The following is a 23,287-nucleotide window of genomic DNA, read 5'->3' as shown; positions in this document are numbered from 1 at the left end:
TTGAGCGTGGCTAAAAGAAACGATAATTGAGGGTAAAATAAAAAGATTCTTCGGGATCTCGCCCCTCCTGGGATTCAATGTCGGTGATAGGAATCGCCCAATCAAAGCGGGCTGTAAAATCAGTCCCCATTTGCCATTGTAAACCGAGTCCGACTGAAGATAAGGTATTGGGTGACGGGGTAGGAATGGGGTTATCATCGTCATTCCAGGCAACCCCAAAATCAATGAAAGGAACCACTTGTAACAATCCTTCTAACCAATCTATTCGTAAAACGGGAAAACGAGCTTCTGCGGAGAGAAAAACCCCATTATCCGTCTGAAATAAATCCTGTCGATAACCACGCACACTATATAATCCACCCAAATTAAATTGTTCTAGGGGAACGAGAGGGCGTGAGGTTAATTGTAGATTGGAACGCAATATTAACAAGGTATCGGTTGCCAAAGAACGGACATATTGTCCTTGCCCTTGCCATTCAAAAAACTTTCCATCTGGGGGTCCATCATTAATGGTGGCATCAAATAAATCGATCCCAAAACTAAACTGCGATCGCAGTGACAAAACATCTTGAGAACCTCGCCTAGTCCATTCTTGAAATAATCGTAATATCGAAAGCCGAGTTTCTCCGTTATCATTAGCTCCAGGGGATAAAGGAAACCCCACCCCTAAAACACTGGTGTTACTTTCTTGGCGAGAAAACGTTAAACCAAAAGCTAATTCTTGCGTTGGGGTTTGAATAACAGGTTGACGAACACTAACATCAAGATAAAGAGAGTCTCCCTCAATATCAAGACGCTCAAAAGGTTCCTCAATGACTTCAGTATTGGTGATACGACTGGTTAATTTTAAGGTAGCATTTTCGGGAGTAAGGGGAAACGTATAATCAACAGAAACCGCATCACTGCCATCTGTATTGGCGTACTCTACACTAAAACTATCCCCAAACCCTAATAAATTTCCTTGGTTGAGGCGGACACCTCGTTGTAAACTGCCAATACTAGGAACACGGCCATTATCACTAAATAAACCCATAGAAAAAGAATCTGCTTCTTCTACTCTGACTGAGAGTATACTCAATTCAGGGTGTGTTCCCACTGACAAGTCAGCCGAAATCTTCTTAATTAAGGGATTAAGTTGTAACAATTGTAAGGCTTCTAACAGACGATTTTGATTAAGGGGTTTGCTGGTAGCAAGAGCTAATCGACTCCGCACATAATCAGCATTTAATCGTCCTTCAACTGTTACTTTAATTTCCTCTACTTCCCCTTCAATTACCTCAATTTTGACCACGGCACCCTCTGGGGATAAGACTTGTCCAGCCTGAATGACTGCCCCTGAATTAATATATCCTGCATTAACATAGAATTTGGTAACAGCAGCCTCAGCTTGTAACAGTTGAGCAAACGAAAGGGGTTTATCGGTAAATGGCGCAGTCACCGACCCTAATACCTCGTCACTAAAAGCTGAGTTACCTTCAAATTCAAAGCGGGTAACTATTATGCTTTGAGGCAGTCTAGGATCTTCTTGGGGAGAGGGAATCGTTGTCGGAGGAAGCTCAAGGGGTGTAGAAGGCGGTGACTGAGGGATCGGGATAGGATCTGGCAGTTTAGGGGGAAGAATAAACGGTATAGGCTGTGTCTGAGGTTCATTTTGACTAAGGTTTTGAGCCATTCCCTTATTCGTTACTAACCCCTCCCAAAACAGTAAAATCAACAACGTTGCACTTAAATATAGATTCGTGATTTTTGTCATCTGTTTTTAGGGGTAGTTCACCTAATTTCTCTACGAAAAAAAGAATTGTGAATGAATATTTTTGATGCATACTGTATATATACATCTAACAGGAGTAAGTTAAATGGTACAAGAACAAGTCTGCAATCCCAAAGGGGAATATATAGGTCAAGGAGAAGCCTATTGTGAGGAAATTGGGATAATTCGGTATACTGTAAATATGGAGATAGATTTTGGTGATCCACAACAGCTAACAGTTACCATCACGTCCAAAGACAGACCTTTTCCTTTCCCTGAAAATTTTAAGCTGATATTAGCTAAAAAGGAAGGATTCTATTTGCGTAGAGACATGGAGATCAATGGCAAAATAGTCGGACAAGCTGAATGCAATCTTCGTCCTTCCCAAGATATTCAAGATATTCAAGAACTATGCACCCACAAATTTTCAAACATGGAACTGGATTTTGATGGCTCTCTCTATCTATTTAATTTAGGATTTATGAGAACGGGAACGATTAAATATGAAGGGAAGATATGGAAAATATCTGAAAATTATCAGATAATCTCTAATGTTGGAGAGGGTTAAAAATAGAGTTTTTTGGATTATATTTTGTTATATAGCAATTCCCATAGTCATGAGGTACAGTAGCAGCAATGAGTAAACCAGTTACGAATATCTTGTTTGGTAACTTGTAACATAGCTGATGTAATACCTTCTATTAGGTCTTTATAGTTTCTTGCTTTGATTTTTCTCAAAATAGCTTTGACTTTTGACCAGAAATTTTCAATCGGAGAAAATTCAGGAGAATAAGGAGGTAGGTAAATTACATTAGCCCCGACTTTTTCAATAGATTCTTTGACCATTTCTCCCAGATGAATTCTAGCATTATCCATAACAACACAAGCATCTTTCCATAGCTTTGGTACTAATTCTGTGAGGATAAAAGCTTCAAATGTAATTCCGTCTACTGACCCGTAAATATTCTTTGTTGCCAGAACTTTATCTAAGGATAATGCACTAATAATAGAAATATTTTTGCCTCGCTTCTGGGGTTTTTCTCCCCTAGCTCTCGTGCCTTTTAGCGACCTAGCGTATAGTCTCAGCATTGCTAAATTCACTCCTGATTCGTCTATAAAAATTAAATTATTTGTCTTTACATCTCGAATGGTTTCCCAAAACTTCACTCTTTTTTGATGGACTTTTTCATTGTCTTTTTCAGGTGCATATAAAGTTTTTTTTGACACTATAATTCAATCTTTGGCTGATTCTTCCCATTGTGGTTTTTTTGACTTGCACTCCTGTTTCTTTATAGAGTAACTCACATAATTCTTCGAGAGTTGCATCATTATTTTTTTCCATGATTTCCACTAAAATAACCAATTGCTCACTATTAAGCTTAGGAGATGGGCTTCCTCCTTGCGGTAAAGGTCTAATATCTCCAGTTTGTTGATATTGTTTAAGCAATTTTTGAATAAAGCTTTTCGCTACTCCAAAACGCTTAGCTAGATTCCTGATAGAGAGGTTTTCTTTTTTCCACACTTCTATGATTTTTTCTCTAAAGTCTATAGAATAAGGCTTCATTTTTTAGTACATCAGTAATAGATATTACAATCTATAATGTACCTCATGAGTCAGGGAAATGCTATATATTTTTTAATTAATTTTTGAATAAAACTTTTCGATACTCCAAAGTGTTGAGCTAGTTTTCTTATAGAAATTTTCTCTTTTTTCCAAATTTCTATAATCTTATTTCTTAGGTCTATTGAGTAAGGTCTCATTTTTTAAGCGATCGCATAATATAGTTTCTCCCTTAGTGTACCTCATGGGTATGGGAAATGCTATAGTTTTCGTCTCAGTTGATCTAATGCTGTACAACTGCTTAGATAACGAATAATGTCCCGACTGCGATCGCCAAACGTACATTCAACACTCTCAACGTTACCCTCAGGATCAGCAATACCAATATAAACCAACCCCACCGGTTTGATATCTGTTCCTCCACCGGGTCCAGCAATACCCGTAATACTCACTCCCCAATCAGTCCCTAACCGCTTTTTAATCCCTAACGCCATCTGTTGCGCTACAATGTCACTGACTGCCCCGTGATGGTCTAAGGCTTCTGCACTGACTTCTAAAAGGGATATTTTGACACGGTTATCATAAGCAATCACCCCACCCCAAAAATAGTCCGAACTGCCAGCTATTTCAGTGAACATTGCTCCTAAACCGCCACCGGTGCAAGACTCAGCTACTGATACGGTTTGCTGTTTCTGCCGTAATAACGTTCCAACTACTTTAGTTAAAGTGTCATCATCTTGGCCAAAATAATCTTCTCCAGCTATTTTAATAATGTCTTGGGCTACAGGTTCAATCAGCTTTATGGCCTCTGTTTCAGACGCAGTTTTTGCCGAAATGCGTAAGCGAACTTCTCCTAAGGAGGCATAAGGGGCAACAGTGGGATTTGTCAAGTCAAAAAATCGATTAACTTTAGTAGCCAAAGAAGACTCACCAATGCCCCTAAAACGCAGCATTCTGCTAAAAATGATTTCTTTGCCCCAACCCTGACTTTTCAGGTGAGGAACCGCCGTTTCTGACCACATCTGCTTCATTTCAGAAGGGACTCCAGGAAAGGTCATAATGGTTACATTCGGCACTGGTTCCCAGATGATGCCGGGGGCGGTTCCCGTAGGATTGGGTAAAATAGTCGCACCCTTAGGAATTAAGGCTTGTTTACGGTTATTTTCGTTCATTTGCCGTCCCCTCGCCTTAAACTTGTCTTGAATATCCTCAATAATTTCTGCTTTTTCTATAAGGGGACTATTAAAACATTGGGCAAGAGTTTCTGTTGTTAAATCATCCGGAGTAGGCCCTAAACCCCCAGTAAATAGAAGAATAGAAGCCCTTTTACTAGCAATGGTAATCACTTCTCTGAGGCGAGTAGGGTTATCTCCCACCACAGTCTGATAGTAATGGGGAATCCCTAAATTAGCCAATTCTTTGGCCAAAAATTGAACATTAGTATTAACAATGTCCCCTAATAAAAGTTCTGTACCAACGCAAATAATTTCTGCACTCATTCTCTATTAATCTGTCGGGTTCTTTAACAATTCTACGGCATCACGGCCATCAATTTCTTGTAAATAAACTTTGACTTGTTCTTCTGAAGACGTGGGTAATTTTTTTCCCGTGAAATCAGGATGAATGGGTAACTCCCGATGGCCCCTATCAACTAATACTAATAAGCGGATCATTTTCGGTCTTCCATATTCAGTAACAGCGTTTAAAGCTGCACGAATGGTACGACCTTTATAGATAACATCATCCACTAAAATAACGATTTTTCCTGTAAGATCAATAGGAACTTTCGTTTTAGCCGGGGTTCGGGTTTTGATGCGATCTAAATCATCTCGATAAAAGGTAACATCAATTGCCCCTACTGGCACTTTTATATCTTCTAATAGTTCAATTTGTTGAGCTAACATATAAGCCAAAGGAACGCCTCTTGTATGAATTCCCAGTAAAACAATATCAGATAATTTTCCTGATTTTTCAATTACTTGAGATGCTAAACGAGTGATGACTCGTCGTATTTTTTCAGATGAAAGTATTTTTTTTGTCATTCTTTTTCTTCTTTTTTTATGATCTGATAATCTTTAACTACCCATTAAGCTAATGAGGATCTCATACTTATGATAGAGATAGACTGTTTTTTTCTCTCTCTTTTTACATAAAAGAATAATTTTAAAAAGTTACTAATTATTTCATATTTTAAAAACCCTTTGTATTCTTCTTATAATAGATCAGACGAATTAACAAAACAAAGAATTCTATGACAGCCACACTCTTCAAACCCGAAACCATAGAATCTTATTTAGGGGAAGAAGCCGATAGTCTTCTTAATCATCAAGCTAAGATTCCTCAATCTTTATTGCATTTACCCGGAGAAGATTTTGTGGATCGCATTTTTTCTCAAAGCGATCGCAACCCTCAAGTTTTACGCAGTCTGCAACAACTTTATTCTACAGGAAGATTAGCCAACACCGGTTATCTGTCCATTCTACCCGTGGATCAAGGCATTGAACATTCTGGGGCTGCTTCTTTTGCTCCTAACCCTGCTTATTTTGACCCTGAAAATATTATTAAATTAGCCCTAGAAGGGGGTTGTAACGCTGTAGCTACTACCCTAGGGGTATTAGGAATGATGTCTCGTAAATACGCCCATCGTATCCCTTTTTTAGTTAAGTTAAATCATAGTGAACTCTTAACTTATCCCAACAGTGCTGATCAAATTATGTTTGGTCAAGTTGAACAAGCTTGGAACTTGGGCGCGGTAGCAGTTGGGGCTACTATTTATTTTGGGTCTGCTGAATCCAACCGTCAAATTCAAGAAGTCAGTAGAGCCTTCGCAAAAGCCCATGAATTAGGCATGGCCACCGTATTATGGTGTTATTTAAGGAACGGAATTTTTAAACAAGATCAAGATTATCATTTAGCAGCCGATTTAACCGGACAAGCCAACCATATCGGAGTTACTATTGAAGCTGATATTATTAAACAAAAACTTCCCAACTGTAACCGTGGTTATGAAGCAGTCGCTAAAGCCAGTAATGGGAAATATGGGCGAACCGATGAAAAGGTTTACACCGAATTAACCAGCGATCATCCCATCGATTTAACCCGTTATCAAGTCTTAAATTGTTACGCCGGAAGAAGTGGTTTAATTAATTCTGGTGGTGCGTCTGGAAAGAATGATTTTGCTGAAGCAGTTCGTACCGCAGTGATTAATAAACGGGCTGGTGGTTGTGGTTTAATTTCTGGACGGAAAACCTTTCAACGTCCCCTAGAAGAAGGGGTTAAGCTATTTCATCTCATTCAAGATGTTTATTTATCTTCTGAGATTACTGTAGCTTAGGGAACAGGGAATAGGGAACAGGGAGGCAGAGGAAGCAGGAGAGAATAATGTTAATATTATTATTTCATCTTTGCTCACATCCTACACCCTACACCCTACACCCCAAACTACCATTACCCATTAGGTAAAAGCCCAACTTTTACGTTTAAGTTTAACGGTTTGCCATTGCGTTCAACTTCAACAGGAATGGTACTACCGACTTGAATCTGTTCCACTGCTTTTTGAACTTCTGAGGGAGATGTTAGAGGTTGTTGATTGATCGATTGAATCACGTCCCCTGCTTCTAAACCGGCTGCTGCTGCTGGAGAATTAGGAACAACTTTGACAATCAAAATTCCTGAATCTGCATTAATGGTTAACTCTCCAGTTTCTTGTAATTTTTGTTTAATTTCTGGGGTAATTTCTACCATCTGAATTCCCATGTAGGGATGGTCGACCCGACCTTTAGCAATTAATTGATCAGCAATTTCTTGGGCCCGATTAATAGGAATAGAAAAACCGATACCTTGGGCGTTTCGGAAGATAGCAGTATTCACGCCGATGACTTCTCCTCTAGCATTGAGAAGGGGACCACCAGAATTACCAGGGTTAATCGCTGCATCGGTTTGAATAAAATCAACCCGTTTATCTCCGACCCCAACTTGAGAACTTTGTCGTCCTGTGGCACTAATAATGCCTGTGGTGACAGTATTATCTAACCCCAAAGGATTACCAATTGCGATCGCCCATTCTCCGACGTTTAAATTATCAGAATTTCCGGCTTTAACGGTGGGCAAATTATCGGCCTCAATGTCAATGACAGCCACATCAGTAACGGGATCAGTCCCTAACACTGTTCCGGTAAAAGTTCGACCGTCTTTCAACGTAACGGTTACTTCTTGGGTTCCTGCTACTACATGGGCGTTAGTCAGAATTTTTCCATCGTTGCTAAGAATAAATCCTGAACCAGTTCCCCGTTGAATTTCTTCTTGGGGCATATTAGGGATTTGCGACCCGAAAAAGCGACGGAAAAAAGGATCGTTAAACATAGGCGGAACCTCTGTTTTAACGGTACGAGAGGCATCAATTCTCACCACCGCCGGGCCAACTTTTTGAACGACATCTGTGACGAAGTTTTCTGAGGTAATAGGAGGCAAAGAAGCCCATTGTTCAGGAATTTCAGTCTTCGTCGATGGGGCGATGGTCTCCGTATTCTCCTTAAAAAGATTAGGATAACTGTAAGCGATGGTTCCCCCAATGCCTACGCCCATACCTAATAGGATCATGGAAATGTAAGTTAGGGGTTTTTGCAAGATAGAACGGTGAGAATTTGTCATTTTAGAAGATGGATAAGATTGATTTAAACTATGGTTTTTCATGGTTGGTTTTATTTATATTGTCAATAATAGGGAGAAAAAGTCAGTCCGTGTGAGGAGTAAATGATGGGAAAACGGCTTTTGGACTGACATTTTTTACTATAAGGGAGGAATATGACAACCCTATGACAGATAGATGACATTTTTATGTCAACTAATGTATATAATAACTTACTCTTGCCTGCTGAGTATTCCCTGTTGTCTCAAACTCCAAAATAGCAGATTAACAATTCTTTGGCTTATCTTGCCCTATTAGTCATCTTGATCTTTTCTTTAGTTCAATCAACTATTTTGTGTGGTTTCCAAGATGAACTATCAGTTAAATCGACAGGAAACTCAATATCTTGCCCTTCTAAAAAACGAAAAATTAATTCGGCCAACTTTTTTCCTCTTTCAACGGGTTGATCTGCAACTTTTTCCAATTCAGATGGAAAGCTTATTCCTCCCAACCAACCACCATACTCTAGTTTGTATGTATATTCTTTTTCCTCGACTAATAGTTTGACTTCAACTTCTTGAGATTCTTCTAAACGCTTCATATTTTAAAAAATAAAGGTTGAATTTATCTTTCTTTCTGAATTAATTTAGAATTGTCGTATAAAATTTTATAGCTTAAAGTGTAGGGTGGGCAATGCCCACCTTACAAAACTTGAAACGAAATTCTAATTTCTTCTTTCTGAGTAACAATAAAAAGTCAAATTAGTATTACCGTAGTTTTTTTGTCGCACAATTGTCAATCCTTTTATTTCTTTTGCTGACCAAAATTTGGGATTATGTTCTACTGCTATTTCTCCTGTTTCATTTAATAGTTGATAATTAACAATTAATTCTAAAACAGGTTGATAGAGTCCACTTTGATAAGGAGGATCAAAATAAATTAAATCAAACTTTTTCATGTTTAATGTTTTTAAAACTTTTAAAATATCGCCTTTGATTACTTTAAATTCTTGTTCATCATTAGCTATTTTTTGCCAATTTTCATTAATAATTTTACAAGCTTTTCCATACTTTTCAATTCCCATAACAAAAGCTGCCTCACGACATAAAGCTTCTGCACCCATTGAACCATTACCGGCACATAAATCTAACCAACGACACCCCGCAACTTCTCGTTGCCAAATATTAAATAATGCTTCTCGCACTTTAGCTGATGTGGGACGAGTTAACTCTCCTGGTAATGTTTTCAATAATCGATTTCCATAAATTCTCATTCTTACTCACGATTAACTCTTTACTCTTCACAGTTTTTTAACTTTCCTTCTAATTCTTGAAGTTGTTCTTTTTGCGTTTCTAATTCTAATTGACGACGAGTTAGATCAAGACTTTTCGCTGTAATTTCTTGTCGCCATTGTTCAACTTTTTCTTGTTCTTTTTGAACCCATTGAGGGGTAATTGTCCCATTAGTCAAATAGGTTTCAACTAACCCCATAACCCAGTCTTTTGCTTCTTTAACTTCTATAATTTCGTGATCATTTCCTAACTTGACTAATACTAAAACCCTATCCCTAAAACACATGGGGATATTACACGGAATCACTTGATGAGAAATAATATCCCAAAGGTCTTGGGATGTTTGGCGTGCCAGCAACAAAAGTTCCATCTCGCCTGAGTCAGGATTTTTTTTCACTTGGGCTAAGTGCAGCATAGTGGGTTACGGAGTTGGCGCGGTGGTGATCTTTATTATTGCAGACGCTTAAGACGTTCGCGTAAAATTTCGGCTTGTTTTTCGGCTTCTGCTAAAGCATCTCTCGCCCCTTGAACAACCTCTTCAGGGGCTTTATTGACAAAACCTGGGTTATTGAGTCGACCGGAGAGAGATTTGATCTCAGCCTCAATTTTACCTAAATTTTTCTCTAATTTGGCTCGAAGACTACCAATATCAACGACACCAGACAGAGGAATTAGGGCTTGTATGGTTCCGACGACTCCAGCAACAACTTGTTCCGTTTGCTGTTCTAATTGGGGTGTAATGGTTAATTTTTCTACTTTTCCTAAGTCTTGGATATATTTTTGACCCGATTCTAGGATAGATCGTTCTTGTTCGCTTTCACTCTGTAATATTGCGGAAATCTTAACACCTGGTTTAATATCGGCTTCAGCGCGCATATTTCTTAGGGTGCGAATGGTTTCAAATAGGAGGGTAAAGGAGTCTTCTAAATTGGGGTTAATGAGGGTGTTATTGACCTCTGGATAGGCTTGTAGAGTAATAAATTGATCGTTACTTTGGGTGAGGGTTTGCCAAATTTCTTCGGTAATATGGGGCATAAAAGGATGGAGTAGCTTCAATGTGCCATCGAGGACATAAGCTAAGGTTTGTCTAGCAACGTCACGGGAAGGCGTTTCCTCCCAGAGGCGCGTTTTTACCAGTTCGATATACCAGTCACAAAAATCTCCCCAAATGAATTCATATAGCCCTTTGGCTGCTTCTCCTAAGCCATAAGCTTCGATATCCTCTCTGGTTTGTTGAACGGTTTGATGGAAGCGTGAGAGTATCCATTTATCTGACAATTCTAGTTTATCTATCTCAGGTGTGCCTAAACTTTGGGGGGTTTCTCCTTTTAGGTGCATCATTACAAACCGCGCTGCGTTCCATAGTTTGTTGGCGAAGTTTCGAGAGGCTTCAACAGACTCGGATTGGTCGGTTTTGCGATCGTATTGTAAGCTGATATCTTGACCGGCACCAGCGACTTCTCTAATTAGGGTATAACGCAGGGCATCAGTCCCATATTTTTCAATTAAGATTAAAGGGTCAATACCGTTGTTAGCAGACTTAGACATTTTTTTGCCGTTTTCATCCCTAACTAAGCCATGAATATAAACATCTTTAAAGGGCATTTGATCGGTAAAATAGCCAGCCATCATGGTCATTCTGGCCACCCAAAAGAAGATAATATCGAATCCTGTAACGAGGGTACTGGTAGGATAATAGGTGTTTAAATCTTCTGTATTTTCAGGCCAGCCTAAGGTTGAAAATGGCCATAAACCGGAAGAAAACCAAGTATCTAAAACGTCGGGATCTTGTTCTAATTGAATGTCATTTCCATATTCTTTTTTTGCTTTTTCTAAAGCTTCTTCTTCTGAATGCGCCACAATAAAGGGGGTGTTATCGGCAATTTCTCCATTGGTTTCGCTGATGACGTACCATGCTGGAATTTGATGACCCCACCACAATTGACGAGAAATACACCAATCTTTTAATTTAATCAACCAATCCCTATATACTTTTTCCCATCTTTTGGGAACAAAATTGGGAGAATTATTTTCGTCTAAAAATTTTAAGGCTTTTTGGGATAAGGGATCAATTTTGACAAACCATTGGGTGGATAATAAGGGTTCAACAGGAACTTTACCCCTGTCACTATAAGGAACAGTATGATTATACTTTTCAGTTTTGATTAACAACCCATCTTCTTCTAACTTTTGAACTACATTTTTACGGGCAACGTAGCGATCTTGTCCTTCAAAGATTCCTGCGTTTTCATTGAGGGTTCCGTCTTTATTCATAATATTAATAAAAGGTAGCTTATGACGGTTTCCCATTTCAAAATCATTAGGATCGTGTGCCGGGGTAACTTTAACGCATCCTGTTCCAAATTCAGGATCGACTAATTCATCGGTAAAGATTGGAATTTCTCGGCCAACAATAGGTAACTTTATCGTTTTTCCAATCAAATTTTTGTATCTTGCATCGTTAGGATTAACCGCTACTCCTGTATCTCCTAACATAGTTTCTGGTCTGGTAGTAGCTACTTCAACATGACCACTACCATCACTTAATGGATAACGAAAGTGCCATAAATGACCTTCCACCTCTTTACTTTCTACTTCTAAATCTGAAACTGCTGATAAAGATGCAGGACACCAATTAACTAAATAATTACCCCGATAAATTAATCCTGCTTCGTAGAGTTTTACAAAGGCTGTTCTTACGGCTTTTGATAATCCTTCATCTAAGGTAAACCGTTCCCGTGACCAGTCCGCAGACAGTCCTATTCTTTTCATCTGGTTAACAATTTTACCCCCAGATTCTTGCTTCCATTGCCACGCTTTTTCTAAGAATGTTTCTCGTCCAATGTCTTTTCGGGTGATACCTTCTGCTTTTAGCTGTTTATCTAAGATCGTATGAACTGCAATACTTGCATGGTCGGTTCCAGGGAGACAGAGGGTATTATAACCACACATCCGATGATAGCGCACCAATACATCCATGAGACAATCACCAAACGCATGGCCCATGTGAAGGGTTCCCGTAACGTTGGGGGGAGGAATGACAATGCAGTAGGTTTTCCCTTCTTTGCTGTTGTCTGCTTTAAAGACTTGATGGGTGTCCCATGCGTCTTGCCATTTGGACTCTGTGGTTTTGGGGTCGTATTGAGTGGGTAGTTCGGGGATGCTTGCGGTCATGGACAATAAAAAGTGGGTGTGTTAATAGTTATCCTTGTTAAATTGTGCCATATCATCGGGGATATGTTGAATTTAGAATTTAGAATTGAAAAAGTTGATTAATATAAGTGTAATTAGTTTTACTTATGCCATAATTATCAATAGAGTTAAGCTGAGCTGTCAAAAATGGACAATTATCAGTTACAGAGGCTTATAAATTAGTAGAAAACCTACTAAAAAAGACTGATTAAATATTAAGTTTTTTTAGAATTATTGTACTATAATCGCTTGATGTTTGATCAATAATGATATCGACATTGAGCGATCAGAATTTCATTATTTTCTACAGCATAAACTAAACGATGTTCTTGATCAATACGACGTGACCAAAACCCAGACCAATTATATTTTAACGGTTCAGGGTTCCCCAGTCCATCAAAAGGATCACGTTTAATGTCTTCAATTAATTTATTGATACGTTTGATTATTTTTTTATCAGTTTTTTGCCAATATAAATAATCTTCCCAACCTTGTTCTGACCACTTCAAAATCATTCTTCAATTAAGTCTCTTTCTATTCCTTGTCCATTTCTTAGTTGTTCTATTGCTGCATTTAATCTCTCAGCATTTCTGGGACTTTTCAATAAATAAGCGGTTTCTTTTTCTGATTCTATTTCACGCCATATTTCAATAGGAATAATAACAGCAACGGTTTTGCCTTCTTCATTTGATACATACTGAATATTATTTGAGTTCATTAGTTTTTAGGATCTTTATTAACTTCTTATATTATTATAATTCGATTAATGCGACCGCATTATGTTTTATCAATGCTGTCTTATAATGTTAATTTTAGTCACAAGTTAGGAAATCCTAACATTAGCATTACCTAGATGAGCCAATATTGAACTACAATTTAGTACAGTACGAGATTACTTATTTACTAAGTTTACTAAGGTTCATGATTCTCTGGGCAATAATAAACTATTCTCGATGGTAACAGTGTAAAACAAGATGGCAAACTCTGGATCTCATTTACAGGAAGATAGCAACGACTTAGTTAAACTAAATTATAATGATTTTTTGGGCAAAATTATTGAAGTTTTAGATAGTGATAAATCTCAGCAACTTTTTGACCTATCTCCAGATAAGAAGCGTTTATTAATGAATATTGATGAACTTGCTTATCAAGTTTCTTTGTTATCTATTAATGATCCTTTTTGTGATCAACCTTATCAAACAAAATGTGCCTCTATTAATTTTTTTGAAGGAATAGAAACAATATTTAGTGATCAATTACATTTAATTCAAGAAAAGGTTAAAGAATTATTAGAAAATGAGTTGCCAGAAGAAAATGGTAAATCGATATCTATTCAAAACTTTTTAGAGAGTATCGCAACACCTCTAGAAACTTTAAAAGGTGAAGTCAGTAATAATAGTATCAGTTTTAATTATCCTTTTGAAAAACAATATACTAACTTACGAAAACAACAGTTAACTTTAATTGTTGAAAATACTTTTGAAGATCAAGATAAGGAAGATAATGATATTTATAAACTTAAAACATTAATGAAAGAGGAAGCATTAGGAAAGATTAAGAAAGCAGCAAATATTAAATATTTAGAATTTTTATACGAAAAAGTTAAAGATGATGAAGATGCAGTTTATTTTGAAGACTTAATTAGACGATTGAAATTAATAGAAGCTTATATTAATGATGAAACTAAACCCGATGATTATTATACAGTATCTTGCCAAGGTATTGAATTCAATTTCCAACAATTTTTTAATAATTCTTATGCTTTTGATTCCTTACCAATCATTTCACAAATCGAAGGATATTTAGGAGAGATGAATGATAGAGATAAGGATAAACAAGAATTTGTTTTTGGAATGAAACTAAAATTAAATGGACAGGTTCACATATCTGAAGGTGAAAGTTCTTTTGACTATCATACTAGCTTTCTCAACTTAGATAAGAAGGAAAATAAAGCTAAATTAGAAAATGAAATTGAAAAAGACAAATTTATTAGAAAACTTTTAAAAGTTGTATTTTTATATTACTTTGTATTTGCTTCTCGTAGTAATCCTTCCGATGATAATTATGATCCTAAATCAGAATTAAGTTATGATCCAGTGGAAAACTTTGAAGAACAGATGTTACCTATTTTGAAAGGAAATGATGATCAAGCTAAAAAAGAATTATTTTTAGATGTTGACGAAATTTTTAAAAGGTTTCATGTTTCAGAAAAACTTAATAAGTTAAGAAACTTATTGATCAAATCTATTGAAAATCCAAAATTATTTGATACTAAACCATACACTTTTAAGGTGAGTATTAGTCAAGGAATTTTACACAAAGATTTAGATATAATTGAGAATAGCAATACATTATTTAAACCTGAATTAAGTAAAAAAGATGGTTTAAAATATATTTCAGTGAATGATAACACGAAGATTGATACTGAATCATTATGTAGTTTATCGGTTGATATAAAATTTAACGATATTCAATACTTTCGTAGTAATGAAGAACAACAGTTTAGTATGAAGTATGATTTAGAAGGAATTAAAACCATACCTATGATCTTAACACCTCAAGAAGATCAATGTCGTGCAATTTATAAACAACAATTAAAAAATCAAGCTTCTTTAGTTTGCAATTATAATCATCAACGTCTTAAAGATGAAATTTTCAATACAGAAGATAATTCCAAAATATTTTGGTATCAATTAACTTTCTCTTTATTAACTTACCTCAGTTTAAAAGTCTTACTGGATGAATCAAAAAAAGCGAATAAAAGATTATTTATTCCTTTATTACGTCTTCAGTTAACTGATAAAGATGATTCTTCTCCTGAAGAAGTTTTAATGCGTTCTTTTTCTTATGTCTTATCCCATTTATTAAATGAATATCATCGTTTCAGTTGTCAAGGGATTTGTGTTAGAAGAATGAAGTCTTATACAAAGCGTAATTCATTAAGTTCTCTCTATTCTATCCTTCCTAAAACATTTAAGTTTGATAATTATAAACCTCAATTAGATAAACTTGCTATTATTGCTGTATCTAGTTGGGAATGCGATCGCAAGTGGACTAATACCTATCAAAAAAAGAATATGATAGGGGAAGTTATCTGTTTATATTTATATCGTCAACAAGATACTGAAGATTATACAATTCGACTAGATAATCAAGGAACATTTTCCAGTAATTATGATACTGAAGAGATTTATAAATATCCTGATATTTTGATTAACAAAGTTACTAAACTTTATAATCAAGGATATCGTCATTTCTTATATATTGCTAAATCTCCTTACTCCAACTATTTAAACATTACAGGAGAGGATAGAGAACTGTATTTTATGTCTCCTGATGTTATTAATGCGTTAAAAATAAATAAAAATGATATCAATATTTATCCTATTTTCTTCGATAAATATTATGTCGTTAAACTGCAAGAACTTAATGCTGCTTCTCTTTATATACAAGATACAACGGAATTGACATAATTAGTTAATGATAAAGCAGATGCGAGTCAAAGATCAATGGTATTTTTTAATTTATTTAATGGTATCACGGTAGGGAATGATAAAAGTAAGTCATATAATGGAGTCATTTCTTATACTACATTATTGAATATTTATAACGACACTGGACATGAAAAAAGCATTTATCAGGGACTAATTAATAATACCAAATTAAAACAAGATATATTGAATTATCTAGCTTTATTTCATTTTTCTCGTTATGAAGCAGCATCAAAAATGATTAATCTCAAATTAGATCCTTATCAAAACTTAATAGGAGATAACTCTGTTGCTGCATTATCTATGTTAAAACATAGTAATAGAAATATTGATTTTAATTCCCTTGCTTTTCTAACAGAAGTTAGAAGATTTCTAAATAGAGAACCAGATAGGGAGGAACAAGAATAATGTCAAATACAAGTCAACAAATTAAATTAGGGGAAAAGTTAGGTTTTTTGTTTGAAGTTGGGTTTAATATTGGACTTCTTACCTATATCAAACAAAACGAGATTAAACATAACTATGGTGACTTATATTCTAAAGATTTAAAAGAATTGAAGTTTAGCAGAATTATTGATAAATTAGCAATAGAAGAAAAAGTTGTAAGTGACTCAAATCGTAAAATTATTAAAGATTGGGTGTTGTTTTTTCTACAAAAAGCTTTTTTATCAGGACTTAATTTTTTACAGGAGTATTTTACAGCAGTAGGTCTTAAAAAAGAAGATTATAAGAAGTTAAATATTCTCTATTATCAATGTGTCTTTCATGGTGATAATAGTTTAGGAACTTATACAACGAAAGGAGATACGGAAGCATATAAAAATGTTCTTCAACAGTTAATAACTATTGATAATTTTGAGCAATATAAGAAAACAGGAGAATTTTTAAAAGCTGACACTTTGATCTTCCTTCAGTATCAGAAAAGAAAAAGTCAAAAAATTAAAACTATTTTATCCATTGATTATTCTATTTTTGCTATCAGAGAAATTCAAGATTTAGACAATCTGCGTAGTGTTGAAGTATTGAAAAGAATATTATTAAAAGAGATTGCATATTTAAGAAAAAAAAGTGCTTTTGCTAATTTGGGACTAGATAGTAAAACCCCTAAAATTAATTTATCTAATCATCTAAAATATCATTACAAAGCATTTGTTACCAAAGACAAAGAAAGCATGAAAATGATACAAGCTGGAAGTTATGCTTATAGTTTTTATAATTTTCTTCGCTCAAAAAATTTACTAGAAGATGATGAAAGTATCAATTTTAATATTATTGGATATAGCGATCGCGGTATTAGTTCTTTAACGTTAACGAATCAAGAAGAACATCTTAATATCCTTAAAACTTGTCACAACATTTATACTGATAAAATTCAAAAAGAACTACCAACAGCGCGCAAAGATATCTTAAAGGTAATTCAACGTCAAGCAGCAAAAAGTTTTATTGATGGAAGAAACTTTTTTAATAAACTGATGGATGTTTCTAGCAACGGAATACACTCATTTACCCATGAAGAAATAATTGATAATTTTGTAAGGATTCAGGTCTAGAAGTTAGGAATTAGGGAAGGAAACAAACAATTCGGATGACCGACTTTGGCTATTAATGACTTCTCGAAAAAATCAATCACCGAACGTTCTTGACGACGACAAGTTTGAATAACCGTCAATAAGTTAGCTGTTTGTTTAAATCGTTCCATGCTTCTTGAACCCCCACTAACTTTCCGTTTCGTGATGGCTAATCTTAAGGATCTTTCAGCAAGATTATTATCAGGGGGGATCTCTGGATGCTCCAGAAAATACCACCATTGCTCTGCCTTTTGCCGAAGGTTTCGCAAAAGTTTTCCGGCTTCATAACCGGCTTTAGGCTTCCATTCTTCTGTGGCTATCTTTATCTTATCTTTGAATTGTCTTGCCCAAACTTGATAACCATGCCTATTCTTATCGTTTTGCCAAATACGATAATGACGGAAAGCTTCATCAATTAATTTGAGAAAAGTTTGACCGATGGTTTTGTTATATTGACCTGGAGTTTTTATTAATCGCTGAAAGTGACGGCGTAAATGTGCCAAACATTTCTGTTGAGCAACAACAGTATAACCATTGTAAACTCCCAAATCATCACTACTTAAAACACCACCATATTCATGGCCTAACTGATCTTCTAATTCCTTACGCCCCCTAGTATCAGCAGCCCGAAACAGGCAGAAAAGTTGATTGGTAAATACCCACAACCATTCTTTGACTCCCTTCACTGGCCAGGGTGTTTCATCAACATGAATTGGGGGTTGTTCTACTTTGACCCACTTGGATAATTGTTCAACCGACGGATTAATGGCTGTTTCTACTCGTTGATTGGTGGCTACGATGGTCCCCATACCTATCTCAATTGCCCTAACTCCCACAACATCTCTTGTTGCTTTTCATAAGGTAGATGTCCATAATTCCCTAACCATCCCAGAAAAGCTTGTAACTTCACTCCTAAATCTTGTCCTGGGACGGTCTTGGGCGACCAATTCGCTTTGGTCACTTCACCACAATGCCCACAGCGACAATGATGACGATGATATTCTACTACCTCAATGGGTTTATCTACCAGTTGTGCTACCTGCTGAGAATCAACTTTCACTGGTTCTATTAATAATTCTGTTTGACCACAGTGACTACATATTGATGGTTGCAAGATTTGAATTCTGTCAATTCTCCCAAAGCCTTTCCTTGTTTTTCCCTTATGTCCAGGTTGTCCCCCTGGTTTTCTTTTCTTATCCTTATCGTCTTCAGTTGTTTTAGCCTTCTCAGACTTTTTCAATAAGTCTGTTGATGGGGGTTTTGATGAGGTTTGGCTATCTAAATTACGACTGAGCTTTAATTTTTCTATTTCTTTTTGTAGCTGCTCGATAAGTTTCTGTTGAGCCAAGATAATTTGTACCAACCCAGATTTTGACAGTTGGTTTAATTCGTCTGGATTTAACTGTACTCCTGGTTCAGTTTGACTCATACCGTTACTTTAGCGCAGTCAGCCTGTTTGTCAATATTTGCCACCTGAATCCTTACATACAAGTCATTTATAGAGGAAGAGGAAACGATGAGATTGATAGACAGGATAAACAATTAATATTTTACCTCACTGAACAAGCAATCTATGATCAAGAAGAAAAGCAAGAAAAACGGAAATTAGCAATACAAGAAAGTGTTTTGTCATTCATTAATCTTTTGCTAATTTTAAAAACTTCAATTATGACAAGAATTCAAGGTTTTGGAACAATTGGCAATCATCAATTTTTAATGATTCCTGTTAGTGGTAAATCAGTTTCTGCTGCAGGTGATACTTTTAGTAGTAAACTTAGTAATTTAATTAAAAAACTGAAACAACAAGCTAGAAAATCTTATGATAATGAAGAACTTATACAGGTTTCTAATTATTTAGAAAAACTTTTACAAGAATGTGATTTTACTCTAAAAAAAATGTTTAAAGATCCCCAAAAGTCAGGGATATCACCCCTGGATTTACGAACAGAGTTATTCAATCAATTTTTAAAATTAATAGATAATAGTTTTGAAGAGTTACTAAACTATTACCCTATTGAAAAATGTCATATTAATGGTAGTTTATTAGTGGTTCCCATTAAAGGTAAAAAAATTGAAGAAAGATATAAAATTAAAACAGATAAAGGTTCAGAAACCTTAAACTATGAAGAAATCATCTCTAACTTAGAGTATCTTAAAAAGCATCCAAAACTACCAGAAACTATCAAAAGAACTATTGCAGATGTAATTAAATTTGTAAATACCATGTTTGAAAAGAATAATAGTGTGCAAAACTATGAACAAAATAGTCAATACGATGATCAATATTATGCCATTCCTTTATATGCTTTCATTATTCCCGAACTTCTCGAAGAATATTTCCAATGTGACGATGATCAAACAGAAAAATATAGCTTCAAAGATATTTTAACTCTGTATCTTCGTTCTCTTTATCCTGTTTCTAATCTTTTACCCATTGGTTGCCAATACGAACAATTTCCCTTCATGATTTTTCGCAGTTATAGTTTAAACGAACTGAGAAGTAAACTGTTTACCGATAAATATTTATTAAATTCTAACGAAATTAATGTGTTAAGTTTAATTTTAGCTAAAAAGTAGATGGAGAATTCAGAATTTAGAATTAATTTTTTTGATTATTCTTCAGTGTTTTTTGTTGGTAACTTTTCTGTAATTGCTTGTTCCATAATAGCAATGTTTTCTGGTGTGGTAGGAGAGGGATACCAAGGAACATCTTGATTATCTGTTTTCAGGCGATCAGCTAAGGTGTAAAATAGCTTCTGTATCTTTTTTATTAGTTAAAACATAAGCTTTTAAGTCTTCTTTACTCATGGGTTGAAAATCAATCTTCATTTCATCAAATTTAACTATCAATCTTTTTAAATTCCACTTAATACCAATTAATTTCCTTCATAATATTTTCAAGTTCTTCAATTAAACTATCTAAATCTGATTCTTTTTCCTCAAAACAAACTGGAGGAGAAGGCTCAGATTGATAATAAATTAATTTAATTTGACCCTTATTAATAGCCAACATAGCGACTTCTTCTTGTTGATTATAATTATCAAAAATACCTAAAATTTCTTGTATTTTCCCTTCAACTTTACGATTTAAGTCTTCTAAAGATTGACGAGAACAACGAATAAAGTGGGGTTCAGGTTCTAAATCAATACCCAAAACATCTTCTTTCTCTTTCCATTCGTTTTTTAAGCCGTATGCTAAAGCTGCTAAATCGTTTTTATTTTCTGTTACAAAACGGTCTAATTGATATCGCCATTGATTTTCCGCATTATCAGGAACTGATTCACCAAATTGCATCATTATTCTACCTTGAAATTTTTTTCTCTAATCAAAATCAGAACGAAGTCAGGGACTTCTGTGCTGTTGCGCTACAGCGTAGCAAAGAATTTCTGACTTCTGAGTTCTGACTTCTGAATTCATTAACGTCCAGGAATAGTATATTTCCAGTCTGTAGGCCCTGTATAACCCGTCTCTTCAGCTAAGGTTTCAGGAAGTTGGGCCCCTGATAATTTTTCTCCGTTAATCTCCCAAGTGGGATAGGATTCAACTTCAGCAGCCTGACAAGCATCAGGTTGGGGATTTTTCCCACTGGGATCACATTCAATATAAGTGACTTTTTCAAAAGCTTCTTGACCCAAAACTTGTTTTTGATCGTAACAATGGGGACACCAAAAAGCGCCATACATTTTTGCGCCGACGGAGGTTAAATGTTCGGCTAATTCAATTTCTGCGGGGCCCGAGTCTGTGGTTATTTCCCAACCAGAAGGGGGAGTTGGTCGTGTAGTGGCCGTTTCAATAAGAATCCGACCATCGGCGTTAGTAGGTTGTTTAAGAGGTGCATAAATTCCTAGAGTTCCCACTAAAGTAATCATAGCCACAACAATAGGAATAAAGAAAAGTTGACCCACTTCTTCCCATTCTCGGCCAAAAATACTTAAGCCCATTAAACTCAGAGAAAACAAGGCTGAACCGATGCAATAGTAACAAACCGATTGTAATTCTGTGGCTAGAATATACATCAAATAACCACTAAAGACGGCCATGGAAGTTCCTCCGGCTAAGAGGAATAACCAAGTCCATTCATCGAGTTGTTTTCTAAAGCTTTTTTTCTTTTCTGGTTTAATAAATAACGGACCTAAAGAAGCAACGGACATACTGCCATAAGCCAAAAATCCGAACAAACTTAATGGTAAGCCAAACACCGTGGCGTAGGGACTGTCGAGGACACCTTTACAGCCAGTGGCCATGGTAGCTGCATCACTAGCTCCACAAGCCACTTCTCCCCCAGTTAGTTTAGTAATGGTAAGATAGGCAGTTAAAATAGCCCCGGCAATGGCGATCGCCCCAATCATCGGACGAGACCAACGATGAATCCAAGGAACTGAACGTCTACTACGAATCATAATCGTTTTTTAATTTAGCAATCAATTATCCTTGATTTTAGCAAGGGCTTAGGATCTCAACTTTAAAGGTTGCTGAGATTTTGTTTTTTCTTTAGATGTACTGACTTCTTTGGCTGCTTCGACAAACTGGGCGACACGAATGGGATCGACGGGTTCGCTAATTTTGCCATGACGTTTGAGGGAACTAGCGACAATTACCCCATCGGCTGCTGTCATCAGTTTACCAATGTTATCCCAATCGGCACCACTACCAATGAATACGGGGGTTCCTTGAGCTGCTGCTGTTGCCAGTTCTAAATCTTCGAGACTGGGAGGACTACCAGTTGCCCAACCAGAGAGAATAACGCCATCGGCCAATCCGCGTTCAATGGTATCTTGTACGGCTGTGGTGAGGTTGGGTGTTCCTAGAGGTCGAGCGTGTTTAACCAAAACATCGGCTAAAATAGCCACATCAGCATCTAACTGACGACGATAGCGCAGTAATTCATGGGCGTTTCCTTCAATTAATCCCTGATCCGTGGCCATAATGCCTGTTAAGACGTTGACACGGATAAATTGAGCATTAATGGTCGAAGCGATCGCCATTGCTCCTACAGCGTCATTTCTTAGCAAGTTGATGCCCACTGGAACCACCACTAAGTTTTTAATGCGATCAACAATTAATGTCATGGCGCTGATGACCACCGGATCAACCTTTTCTTTGGTGAAAGGGGCATCAAAAAAGTTTTCTACGATAATACCATCAACTCCCCCTGCGGCCAGGGCGGTGGCTTCTTGTTCGGCTCGTTCAATTACTGCGTTTAAACTACCTCCCCAACGGGGTGACGTGGGTAAGGGCAGCAGATGAACGACACCAATAACTGGGTTGGTCGTGTTGAATATTTGAGTCAAGTCCACGCTTATCTACCTAACGGTCGACTACAGTTGATGCCGTCTGAAATTTAGCTCCGATTAGCCATTGTACCTTATCAGGGGGACGGGGGAATAGGGTATTATATTGTAATCAGAAGTCAGGCGTTCTTATAACATTCTAAGAAGCAAATAAAAGCGGTTCTAGCGAACCTAGTATATAATTTTTTCTAAAATACTAAAAACAAGCGAAGTATTAAATCAACAGATAGTTCTCTAAAGTTAAATTACAGCTTCTTTTTTGCTTTAATTTAACTTGAAAAATCTAAAGATATGACTCAATACTTATACAAATGGTATCAAATCTCGAACTCGCGTTAATGACCGAGTTACTCAAACTAGAAAGAATAAAAGTTAAAAATTATCACTTCACTCAAGTGATAGGAATCTTTTTTATTTAGAAAATATTCAAAAAAAAGAAAAGCTTATGGCTTTATAAATTTTGATAATTCTCGCATTATAAGCCTTTTAAATTAGCATTTTGCTAGTTGATTTT

At 36.1% G+C, this 23,287-nt stretch carries 21 protein-coding genes and 2 pseudogenes; 6 read left to right on the top strand and 17 right to left on the bottom strand.

From position 1 onward, the window contains the following. Window positions 1–10: 10 nt before the first annotated feature. Window positions 11–1,753, bottom strand: a complete 1,743-nt coding sequence (locus tag CY0110_RS04480) for a ShlB/FhaC/HecB family hemolysin secretion/activation protein (RefSeq protein ID WP_008274113.1) — start codon at window positions 1,751–1,753, stop codon at window positions 11–13. Between the two features lie 103 nt (window positions 1,754–1,856). On the opposite strand from CY0110_RS04480, the gene CY0110_RS04475 reads away from it, so the two are divergent. Continuing rightward, window positions 1,857–2,318, top strand: coding sequence for a hypothetical protein (locus tag CY0110_RS04475; RefSeq protein ID WP_008274112.1), 462 nt, complete (start codon window positions 1,857–1,859; stop codon window positions 2,316–2,318). A 47-nt stretch (window positions 2,319–2,365) separates the two neighbouring features. On the opposite strand, the gene CY0110_RS29185 is transcribed toward CY0110_RS04475, so the two are convergent. The 4 genes and pseudogenes from CY0110_RS29185 to pyrR form a co-directional block, all read right to left on the bottom strand. Further along, window positions 2,366–3,314 (bottom strand): IS630 family transposase gene (locus CY0110_RS29185; protein ID WP_085961785.1). Its coding sequence is split into 2 segments (ribosomal slippage): window positions 2,366–2,975 and window positions 2,974–3,314, totalling 951 coding nucleotides; the frame shifts between segments, so codons are not numbered across the junction. A gap of 65 nt (window positions 3,315–3,379) precedes the next feature. Continuing rightward, a pseudogene (locus CY0110_RS04460) lies at window positions 3,380–3,511 on the bottom strand (helix-turn-helix domain-containing protein); the annotation flags it as partial. Window positions 3,512–3,571: 60 nt separating this feature from the next. After that, the gene (locus tag CY0110_RS04455; protein ID WP_008274110.1) at window positions 3,572–4,810 is read right to left on the bottom strand and encodes a competence/damage-inducible protein A; all 1,239 of its coding nucleotides are present in this window, start codon (window positions 4,808–4,810) and stop codon (window positions 3,572–3,574) included. Between the two features lie 6 nt (window positions 4,811–4,816). After that, entirely contained in the window at window positions 4,817–5,353 is a 537-nt protein-coding gene (gene pyrR, locus CY0110_RS04450) for a bifunctional pyr operon transcriptional regulator/uracil phosphoribosyltransferase PyrR (protein ID WP_008274109.1), read from the bottom strand. Between the two features lie 209 nt (window positions 5,354–5,562). On the opposite strand from pyrR, the gene CY0110_RS04445 reads away from it, so the two are divergent. After that, on the top strand, window positions 5,563–6,645 hold the full coding sequence (locus CY0110_RS04445) for a class I fructose-bisphosphate aldolase (protein WP_008274108.1): 1,083 nt from the start codon (window positions 5,563–5,565) through the stop codon (window positions 6,643–6,645). Between the two features lie 113 nt (window positions 6,646–6,758). Here the strand turns inward: CY0110_RS04445 and CY0110_RS04440 are convergent, their stop codons facing one another. The 7 genes from CY0110_RS04440 to CY0110_RS04410 form a co-directional block, all read right to left on the bottom strand. Further along, the gene (locus CY0110_RS04440; RefSeq protein WP_008274107.1) at window positions 6,759–8,003 is read right to left on the bottom strand and encodes an HhoA/HhoB/HtrA family serine endopeptidase; all 1,245 of its coding nucleotides are present in this window, start codon (window positions 8,001–8,003) and stop codon (window positions 6,759–6,761) included. Window positions 8,004–8,278: 275 nt separating this feature from the next. Continuing rightward, entirely contained in the window at window positions 8,279–8,539 is a 261-nt protein-coding gene (locus tag CY0110_RS04435) for a hypothetical protein (RefSeq protein WP_008274106.1), read from the bottom strand. Between the two features lie 123 nt (window positions 8,540–8,662). Then, window positions 8,663–9,211, bottom strand: coding sequence for a 16S rRNA (guanine(966)-N(2))-methyltransferase RsmD (gene rsmD / locus CY0110_RS04430; protein ID WP_008274105.1), 549 nt, complete (start codon window positions 9,209–9,211; stop codon window positions 8,663–8,665). Window positions 9,212–9,231: 20 nt separating this feature from the next. Beyond that, entirely contained in the window at window positions 9,232–9,645 is a 414-nt protein-coding gene (locus CY0110_RS04425) for a hypothetical protein (protein WP_008274104.1), read from the bottom strand. Window positions 9,646–9,680: 35 nt separating this feature from the next. Next, window positions 9,681–12,404: a valine--tRNA ligase gene (locus CY0110_RS04420; RefSeq protein WP_008274103.1), complete on the bottom strand. Its 2,724-nt coding sequence runs from the start codon at window positions 12,402–12,404 to the stop codon at window positions 9,681–9,683. Between the two features lie 278 nt (window positions 12,405–12,682). Then, entirely contained in the window at window positions 12,683–12,937 is a 255-nt protein-coding gene (locus CY0110_RS04415) for a Txe/YoeB family addiction module toxin (protein ID WP_008274102.1), read from the bottom strand. Next, complete coding sequence (locus CY0110_RS04410; protein WP_008274101.1) at window positions 12,934–13,140, bottom strand: type II toxin-antitoxin system Phd/YefM family antitoxin; 207 nt, start codon at window positions 13,138–13,140, stop codon at window positions 12,934–12,936. Before CY0110_RS04410 ends, CY0110_RS04415 begins: the two co-directional genes overlap by 4 nt. Window positions 13,141–13,396: 256 nt before the next feature. On the opposite strand from CY0110_RS04410, the gene CY0110_RS30755 reads away from it, so the two are divergent. The 3 genes from CY0110_RS30755 to CY0110_RS04400 are packed head-to-tail and all read left to right on the top strand — an operon-like array spanning window position 13,397 to window position 17,463. Beyond that, complete coding sequence (locus CY0110_RS30755; protein ID WP_008274100.1) at window positions 13,397–15,895, top strand: hypothetical protein; 2,499 nt, start codon at window positions 13,397–13,399, stop codon at window positions 15,893–15,895. Between the two features lie 36 nt (window positions 15,896–15,931). Further along, entirely contained in the window at window positions 15,932–16,321 is a 390-nt protein-coding gene (locus CY0110_RS30750) for a hypothetical protein (RefSeq protein ID WP_008274099.1), read from the top strand. Then, window positions 16,321–17,463, top strand: a complete 1,143-nt coding sequence (locus CY0110_RS04400) for a hypothetical protein (RefSeq protein WP_008274098.1) — start codon at window positions 16,321–16,323, stop codon at window positions 17,461–17,463. The genes CY0110_RS30750 and CY0110_RS04400 overlap by 1 nt, the downstream gene beginning before the upstream one ends. Here the strand turns inward: CY0110_RS04400 and CY0110_RS04395 are convergent. After that, window positions 17,460–18,910: pseudogene (locus CY0110_RS04395) on the bottom strand (IS66-like element ISCysp3 family transposase). The gene CY0110_RS04400 and the pseudogene CY0110_RS04395 overlap by 4 nt on opposite strands. 239 nt (window positions 18,911–19,149) lie before the next feature. Between CY0110_RS04395 and CY0110_RS04390 the strand changes: the two are divergent. Then, complete coding sequence (locus CY0110_RS04390) at window positions 19,150–20,058, top strand: hypothetical protein (RefSeq protein WP_008274095.1); 909 nt, start codon at window positions 19,150–19,152, stop codon at window positions 20,056–20,058. A gap of 156 nt (window positions 20,059–20,214) precedes the next feature. On the opposite strand, the gene CY0110_RS31610 is transcribed toward CY0110_RS04390, so the two are convergent. From CY0110_RS31610 to btpA, 4 genes are all read right to left on the bottom strand, one after another. Beyond that, window positions 20,215–20,331, bottom strand: a complete 117-nt coding sequence (locus CY0110_RS31610; RefSeq protein WP_008274094.1) for a DUF6887 family protein — start codon at window positions 20,329–20,331, stop codon at window positions 20,215–20,217. A 16-nt stretch (window positions 20,332–20,347) separates the two neighbouring features. Further along, a complete protein-coding gene (ccmS, locus tag CY0110_RS04385) occupies window positions 20,348–20,776 on the bottom strand; it encodes a beta-carboxysome assembly chaperone CcmS (protein ID WP_008274093.1) in 429 nt (142 codons plus the stop codon). A gap of 122 nt (window positions 20,777–20,898) precedes the next feature. Next, on the bottom strand, window positions 20,899–21,882 hold the full coding sequence (locus CY0110_RS04380; RefSeq protein WP_008274092.1) for a vitamin K epoxide reductase family protein: 984 nt from the start codon (window positions 21,880–21,882) through the stop codon (window positions 20,899–20,901). 48 nt (window positions 21,883–21,930) lie between these two features. Continuing rightward, window positions 21,931–22,779, bottom strand: a complete 849-nt coding sequence (gene btpA / locus CY0110_RS04375; RefSeq protein WP_008274091.1) for a photosystem I biogenesis protein BtpA — start codon at window positions 22,777–22,779, stop codon at window positions 21,931–21,933. Window positions 22,780–23,287 lie beyond the last annotated feature (508 nt).

This window comes from Crocosphaera chwakensis CCY0110, from assembly GCF_000169335.1.
Lineage (GTDB): Bacteria > Cyanobacteriota > Cyanobacteriia > Cyanobacteriales > Microcystaceae > Crocosphaera > Crocosphaera chwakensis.
Note: the sequence above shows the minus strand (reverse complement) of the source record. Positions and strands in the feature narration are given on the sequence as shown.

What these genes read in the sequence shown, in the direction of transcription:
- CY0110_RS04480 (WP_008274113.1), bottom strand. Translation starts at nt 1,753, where the DNA reads ATGACAAAAATCACGAATCTATATTTAAGTGCAACGTTGTTGATTTTA.
- CY0110_RS04475 (WP_008274112.1), top strand. Translation starts at nt 1,857, where the DNA reads ATGGTACAAGAACAAGTCTGCAATCCCAAAGGGGAATATATAGGTCAA.
- CY0110_RS04455 (WP_008274110.1), bottom strand. Translation starts at nt 4,810, where the DNA reads ATGAGTGCAGAAATTATTTGCGTTGGTACAGAACTTTTATTAGGGGAC.
- pyrR (WP_008274109.1), bottom strand. Translation starts at nt 5,353, where the DNA reads ATGACAAAAAAAATACTTTCATCTGAAAAAATACGACGAGTCATCACT.
- CY0110_RS04445 (WP_008274108.1), top strand. Translation starts at nt 5,563, where the DNA reads ATGACAGCCACACTCTTCAAACCCGAAACCATAGAATCTTATTTAGGG.
- CY0110_RS04440 (WP_008274107.1), bottom strand. Translation starts at nt 8,003, where the DNA reads ATGAAAAACCATAGTTTAAATCAATCTTATCCATCTTCTAAAATGACA.
- CY0110_RS04435 (WP_008274106.1), bottom strand. Translation starts at nt 8,539, where the DNA reads ATGAAGCGTTTAGAAGAATCTCAAGAAGTTGAAGTCAAACTATTAGTC.
- rsmD (WP_008274105.1), bottom strand. Translation starts at nt 9,211, where the DNA reads ATGAGAATTTATGGAAATCGATTATTGAAAACATTACCAGGAGAGTTA.
- CY0110_RS04425 (WP_008274104.1), bottom strand. Translation starts at nt 9,645, where the DNA reads ATGCTGCACTTAGCCCAAGTGAAAAAAAATCCTGACTCAGGCGAGATG.
- CY0110_RS04420 (WP_008274103.1), bottom strand. Translation starts at nt 12,404, where the DNA reads ATGACCGCAAGCATCCCCGAACTACCCACTCAATACGACCCCAAAACC.
- CY0110_RS04415 (WP_008274102.1), bottom strand. Translation starts at nt 12,937, where the DNA reads ATGATTTTGAAGTGGTCAGAACAAGGTTGGGAAGATTATTTATATTGG.
- CY0110_RS04410 (WP_008274101.1), bottom strand. Translation starts at nt 13,140, where the DNA reads ATGAACTCAAATAATATTCAGTATGTATCAAATGAAGAAGGCAAAACC.
- CY0110_RS30755 (WP_008274100.1), top strand. Translation starts at nt 13,397, where the DNA reads ATGGCAAACTCTGGATCTCATTTACAGGAAGATAGCAACGACTTAGTT.
- CY0110_RS30750 (WP_008274099.1), top strand. Translation starts at nt 15,932, where the DNA reads ATGGTATTTTTTAATTTATTTAATGGTATCACGGTAGGGAATGATAAA.
- CY0110_RS04400 (WP_008274098.1), top strand. Translation starts at nt 16,321, where the DNA reads ATGTCAAATACAAGTCAACAAATTAAATTAGGGGAAAAGTTAGGTTTT.
- CY0110_RS04390 (WP_008274095.1), top strand. Translation starts at nt 19,150, where the DNA reads ATGACAAGAATTCAAGGTTTTGGAACAATTGGCAATCATCAATTTTTA.
- ccmS (WP_008274093.1), bottom strand. Translation starts at nt 20,776, where the DNA reads ATGCAATTTGGTGAATCAGTTCCTGATAATGCGGAAAATCAATGGCGA.
- CY0110_RS04380 (WP_008274092.1), bottom strand. Translation starts at nt 21,882, where the DNA reads ATGATTCGTAGTAGACGTTCAGTTCCTTGGATTCATCGTTGGTCTCGT.